Origin of the sequence: Curtobacterium sp. B8 (assembly GCF_000333315.1) — a bacterium.
Classification (GTDB): Bacteria; Actinomycetota; Actinomycetes; order Actinomycetales; family Microbacteriaceae; genus Curtobacterium; species Curtobacterium luteum.
This window is the reverse complement of the sequence record NZ_BACW01000129.1, coordinates 1-1,746: the sequence shown is the minus strand read 5'-3', so window position 1 is coordinate 1,746 and position 1,746 is coordinate 1. Positions and strand designations below refer to the sequence as shown.

At 74.5% G+C, this 1,746-nt stretch carries 1 protein-coding gene and 1 tRNA gene; both read left to right on the top strand.

Going from position 1 to position 1,746, the window contains the following annotated elements:
- A partial coding sequence (locus I59_RS03415) for an NAD(P)/FAD-dependent oxidoreductase (protein WP_022902672.1) occupies positions 1-828 on the top strand: 828 nt, incomplete at its 5' end.
- Positions 829-873: 45 nt separating this feature from the next.
- Positions 874-948, top strand: a tRNA-Gln gene (locus I59_RS03410).
- Positions 949-1,746 lie beyond the last annotated feature (798 nt).

The window sequence follows — 1,746 nt, the reverse complement described above, 5'->3', positions numbered from 1 at the left end:
AACCGGCCGCGGAACGCCGCCACCCTGCAGTCCCACGGCTTCCTGACGCGAGACGGCATCTCGCCGCTCGAGCTCCGGAAGCTCGGTAGAGCCGAGGTCGAGGCGTACCCGGAGGCGACGGTCGTGCAGGCCGTGGTCGACGAGGTCGTCCCCGAGGGGGCCGGGTGGCGCGTGCACGCGACGGGTCGCGGAACGGCCGTCTCCGCGACCGCGCGGGCGGTGGTGGTCGCCACGGGCCTCCGGGAGGAGTTCCCGTCGCTGCCGTCGCTCCGAGCGTTCTACGGCACGTCCGTGCACAGCTGCGTGGAGTGCGACGGGTACGAGAAGGCGGGAGAGGCCCTCGCGTTCGTGTGCGAGACGCCGGACGTCGTGGACCGCGCGCTGTACCTCGCCGCGTGGACGGACGACCTCGTGGTCTACACGAACGGCGCACCGACGCTCGACGAAGCCGGACGCGAGCGGCTCGCCGCGGCCGGCATCCGCGTCGACGAGCGACCGGTCGCCGACCTCGAGGGCGACCGCTCCGGCATGACGGGCGTCCGGCTCGAGGACGGCCACGTGGAGCCGCGGACGGGCGGGTTCGTCCGGCCGACCTGGCACGTGGACCTCGACTGGCTCGGGGCGGACGTCGAGCGCGACGCCGAGGGACTGCTGGTGGTCGACGCGTCCGGGCGCACCGGTGTCCCCGGCCTCTACGCGGTCGGCGACGTGACCCCGCCCGGGCCCGAACAGCTCATCGTCGCGGCCGGTCACGGAGCGCGGACGGCATCCGCTGTCCACCGCGACCTGGTCGGTGGTCTCAGAGACGTCCGGGATGCTGTACAGTAGTTGATCGTGCCCCGGGCGACCGGGACGCGAGGCCGAACGGCCTCTTGGGGTATGGTGTAATTGGCAACACAGCGGTTTCTGGTACCGTCGTTCTTGGTTCGAGTCCAGGTACCCCAGCCACCATCGTGAAACGGCCCCCGACAGATGTCGGGGGCCGTTCTCGTTCCCGGTGCGCGGCGCCCGCAGCGCGCTGGGCGTCGACCGCGGTCCACGGCGACACGCCGGTCGCGAGGCGCTCCGGCCAGCGCGACACGCGGTCCCGTACGAGCGACACGCCCGACGTTCGTCTGACCGGCGAGATCCCTCGGCAGCAGCCGCGCCCGTCCACCCGCGCCCGTCCACCTGCGCCCGTCCACCCCACGCGTCGTGGCCGCGCGGGCAACCGGCCGTCGTCTGCGCTGGGAACCGGCCGTCGCGCCCGCGGACGATCGGCCCTCCGGTGCTGCGGGGAACCGCAGACCGTCCGGGACTCCCGGGCCGCGAGGGCACCCCGGTCGCGCGCGCGGTGCACCGACGTACGGTGCGCGCGCAGTGTGGACCGGTGCGGGTGCTCGCGGACCCTCGGGGCCCGCTTCCGCGTCCCTGTGCGGATCGACAGGGTCCGCCCCGTGGTCCCGCACACCCGGTCGGACCGGTGCCGCACCCGGAGCTGGTTGCGGGGAACCGCACGACGTCGCCACCCTCGCCCGCTGCGGTCCGCCCGCGCCGTACCGTCGCAGGGTCACCGCACGTCCGCGGTGCCAGCAGCCGAGCCGCCAGGGGAGACTCCGTGCCCACACCCGTCACGACCAGCAGTGCGCCGTGGAACCACGTCCCCCGTGATCGAGGCGGCCGACGACCACTCCGTCCTCGACCGGTGGGACCGGGTCGTGGCGGCGCACGGCGACCCGCTGGCCCTGACCGGATCGGTCCCGACGG